The sequence below is a fragment of the Polyangium jinanense genome (assembly GCF_028435265.1).
In the GTDB taxonomy this organism is placed as follows: Bacteria; Myxococcota_A; Polyangia; order Polyangiales; family Polyangiaceae; genus Polyangium; species Polyangium jinanense.
Window position 1 is genome coordinate 22,505 of sequence record NZ_JAGTJK010000060.1, and the last position, 3,948, is coordinate 26,452.

A 3,948-nucleotide genomic window follows, 5' to 3' on the forward strand; every position below is an offset into this window, starting at 1 on the left:
CCGCGCGGGATTCAGGGCTCCTCGCTCCCCCCACGCTCGATCAGGGCGTCGATGGTCAGCGCCATCTCGCGCAACGTGGGCGCCTGGTAGACGGCCGTGAGCGGGAGATCGACGCGAAACGTCTTGACGATGCGGGTGCGCAGCCGCGTCGCCACGAGGGAGTTTCCTCCGAGCTCGAAGAAATGGTCGTTCGGCCCGATCTCGTCCGCCGAGAGGAGCTTCGCCCATAACGCCGCGAGCTCCCGCTCGGTCTGGGCCGCGCGATCGGCGCCGCTCTCCGCGGGACGCGCGCTCGCCGCCGGCGCCGGCGCCGCCTCGGGCTCCAGGCGGAGCGGCAGCGGCGGGAGGCGCTCGCGATCGAGGACCACGCCCGCGACCCAGAGCCGGCCGAGGGCCCGAAAGAGGACAGCCCTATCGGCCTGCGCGTCATACACGTGCCGCATCGATTGCAGCACGACCCGCTCCGGCGCGGCGCCGCTCCTCGGGTAGGCAAGGGCGAGGCTGCTCAGGGTTTGCCCGGGTCCTGCCTCCACGTACAGGTTCTGCGGGTCCTGCATGAGCGCGGCGAGGCCTTCCGCGAACCGCACGGGCCGGCACATGTGCGCGGCGAAATAGCCGGGATCCGTCGCCTCTGCCGCGGTGATGGGCGCGCCGGTGACGTTCGAGATGTACGGGATCCTCGGCGGCGCGAGCGTGTAATGCGCGAGGAGCTTCGTCATCGGCTCGATCATCGGCGTCATCATCGTCGAATGAAACGCGTGCGTCGTCTGCACGCGCCGCACAGGCGTCTCCTCCGCGGCGATCCGCTTTTCGAGCGCGTCGATCGCCTCGGGAGGGCCCGCGACGACGGTGAGCTCGGGGCCGTTGATCGCGGACAGGGACAGGTGTTCCCCGAGCATGGGGACGACGGCCTCGTGCGGGAGCGCCACGGCGAGCATGGCGCCGCGGGGCAACCCGTCGATGAGCGCGGCCCTGCGCGCGACGAGGGTGAGCGAATCCTCGAAGGAGAGGACGCCCGCGAGGCACGCCGCGACGTACTCGCCGACGCTGTAGCCGATCATCGCGCCGACGCGGAGTCCGAGGCTCTGCCACGCCCGCGCGAGCGCGTATTCGATCACGAAAAGCGCGGGCTGCGCGAGGCGCGTCTCGGAGAGCCGCTCATCGGCCGGGGTGCGCTTCTGCTTGCTTCGCCCGAGCATGCTCCGCAGATCGATGCCCCCCTTCGGCGCCTTACCCGTCCCCTCGGGCGGGCTCGCGGCGGCCGGGGTGACGCCCTCGGGATAGAGCACGGTGCGTAGATCGAGCCCGAGCTCGGGCTGGAGGATGTCCGCGGCGTGATCGACGACCTCGCGGAACGCGGGCTCCGATTGATAGAGCCCGAGGCCCATGTTCACGTAATGGTCGCCGAGCCCTGGAAACATCAGCACGGCCGTCCGCTCGCTCGCCGGGGAGCCGCGCAAGGCGCGATCGGCGCCGAGCGCGGCCAAGCCGTCCTCGGCTCCCTGGAAGAGGAGCGCGAACCTGTGCGGCCCGAACTCCGGATCGACCGGATGGAGGCCGACCCCCGCGCGCACGTCGTCGGGCGACGTGGACGCGAGATAGCTGCGAAATGCGCGGATGGAAACGTCGAGCGCAGAAGCGCTCCCGGCTGAAAGCAGTGCGAGCGTCCAAGGGCACGGATGCATACGAATTATCCATGGAGGCACGGATCAAGCCGGATCCGATGCTTCAATGACGAGACTCCCCTCGAAGCGGTGACGAACGCCTGACCTCGTGAAATGCAGCGTCGAAAGCTCACCATCCCCACCGGCCGCGCCGCCCACGCCTCGCCGGTGCGGCGTACGCTTCACCAGCATGGGCGTGCATCCATACCCCCTACACCCCGCCCCCTGTTGCACTTATAGAGCGCGGGAGTGCTCATAAGCTTCATGCATAGTGAGGTCGGTTAGCATGATTCCTTCGTCGTGGTCAAGGGAAAACGTGTACACAGTCCAGGCTGGGCCATCCACGTTTGCGATTGCGTGCGACAGCTTTGACCCTCAACGAGTCGACCTGTTACGCCGACGATTGCATGTATGCATCGACCACGCGCCTGCAAGAATTACCGAGACGTGCACTCACGCGCGTGCTCGCATCGCCCCGGTGTGATTGAACCCAGGAAACCGCGCATCATTGCGCTCGAGCCACGCGGCCTTCAACGGGCCATACGCCATGATTTGTAATCACACTTCATCAGATCAAACATCCACCATCAGGTCAGGCATCCAACGTGATGATTTTCAACTTACACATCCCAGGTATACGTGCTGTGAAACACTGTAGTTCACTCACAACGGAAACTTGATGCGTACTTTGCGTCACAAAAATTCGTTTTTCGTGTGCGAGGGACCTTGGGTGTTATCGGGGGGGTGGACACACAGGCCGGGGTGGCGTAACCGAGCGCCATGACGACACGAACCACGATCCTCTCGCGTTCGAAGGAGGTCCACGCGTCTCCTGCGTCTCCTCGAAAGCGAGCGTTCCTCACCCTGTTCGCCGCGCTGGTCATGATGTGTACGGCCTGTCAATCGAAGGCGCCAAGCGAGGCCTCGTCGCCGAGCGCGCAGCCCCCGAGCACGCCACCTCCGCAGACAATGAAGGCCGTGCGGCTCCACGCATTCACGGGCCTCGACGATCTGCGCTACGAGGATGCCCCGCGCCCCCGACCCGGGCCCGGCGAGATCTTGATCCGCGTCCACGCCGCCGCCGTGAATCCGGTCGACATCGCCTTCGCCGCTGGACGCATGCAGGAGCGGGTTCCCTCCACGTTGCCCCTGATCCTCGGCTGGGACGTGTCCGGCGTCGTCGAGGAAATCGGCGAGGGGGCCACGCGCTTCCAGCGCGGCGACGCCGTCTTCGCGTACCTCCCCGGGGGCCGTGACGGCGCCTTCGCGGAGTACGTCGCCGCGCGCGAGGCAGACGTCTTGCCCAAGCCCAAGACGGTGGATCACGTCCACGCGGCCGCAATTCCGCTGACCGGCGTGACGGCATGGAAGTCGCTCGTCGACACGGCGAATCTGAGCGCAGGACAAACGGTGCTCATTCACGGCGGCTCCGGCGGCGTGGGCACGATGGCCGTCCAGATCGCCAAGGCGAGGGGCGCGCGCGTCATCGCGACGGCCTCCGCGAAGAACCTCGAACATCTCCGATCGATCGGCGCCGACCAGGTGATCGATTATCAGGCGACGAAGTTCGAGGACGTGGTGAAAGACGTGGACGTGGTGCTCGACACCGTCGGGAAAGACACCCAGGAGCGCTCCTACAAGGTGCTGAAGAAGGGCGGGCTCCTTGTCGTGATCGTCGGCAAGCCCTCGCCGGAGAAGGCCCAGGAGTTCGGCGTGCGCGCGGTTCGGGTCAGCGCCGGGACAAACGCCGCGCAGCTCGCGGAGGTCGCGCGCCTCGTGGACGAAGGCCGCATCCGCCCCGTGGTCAGCGAGATCTTCCCATTGCAGGACACGCGCCGCGCCCTCGAGCAGATCAAGACCGGGCACACGCGCGGCAAGGCCGTGATTCGCGTCGTGGATTGATCCTGTCGAGGTGGACGGCGTGAGCCTCCGCCCGGCGACGACGACTTCGCCCGGCATTCTTCCGCGTCATCGTCGTATTCAGCGAGGTCGTGCCGATGCCCCACGACCGCTTCGGGGTTCTGCACGCCAAGGCGATCGAGTCCTGCAATGGCGTCATCGCCCTGGGCGCGGCCGGCGCGTTCATTTGCTGCCCACCGCTCTCACGGGCAGCGTCGGACCCATGCCAACTGCGCGTTTTGCGTATGGCGGCGTAAACTTTGCAAAGCTCCAGGAGACCCCTGTCGCCGTCGATCTCGACGGTCTGGTCGTCGCGGATCGCGTCCCACTGCACCGGGAACGGTGCAGGAAAGGACGCGATCTCGTGATCGAGCGCAAAGCCGCG

Annotated in this window: 2 protein-coding genes; one reads left to right on the top strand and one right to left on the bottom strand. The window is 66.9% G+C overall.

Annotation, left to right across the window (positions count from 1 at the left end; genetic code table 11):
- Positions 1-11: 11 nt before the first annotated feature.
- Positions 12-1,685, bottom strand: coding sequence for an acyltransferase domain-containing protein (locus KEG38_RS47445; protein WP_272427521.1), 1,674 nt, complete (start codon positions 1,683-1,685; stop codon positions 12-14).
- A gap of 759 nt (positions 1,686-2,444) precedes the next feature.
- Between KEG38_RS47445 and KEG38_RS47450 the strand changes: the two genes are divergently transcribed.
- Complete coding sequence (locus KEG38_RS47450) at positions 2,445-3,566, top strand: NADP-dependent oxidoreductase (RefSeq protein ID WP_272427522.1); 1,122 nt, start codon at positions 2,445-2,447, stop codon at positions 3,564-3,566.
- The last annotated feature ends 382 nt before the right edge of the window (positions 3,567-3,948 follow it).

Coding starts and splice junctions, on each gene's coding strand:
- KEG38_RS47445 (WP_272427521.1), bottom strand. CDS start 1,685: ATGCATCCGTGCCCTTGGACGCTCGCACTGCTTTCAGCCGGGAGCGCT.
- KEG38_RS47450 (WP_272427522.1), top strand. CDS start 2,445: ATGACGACACGAACCACGATCCTCTCGCGTTCGAAGGAGGTCCACGCG.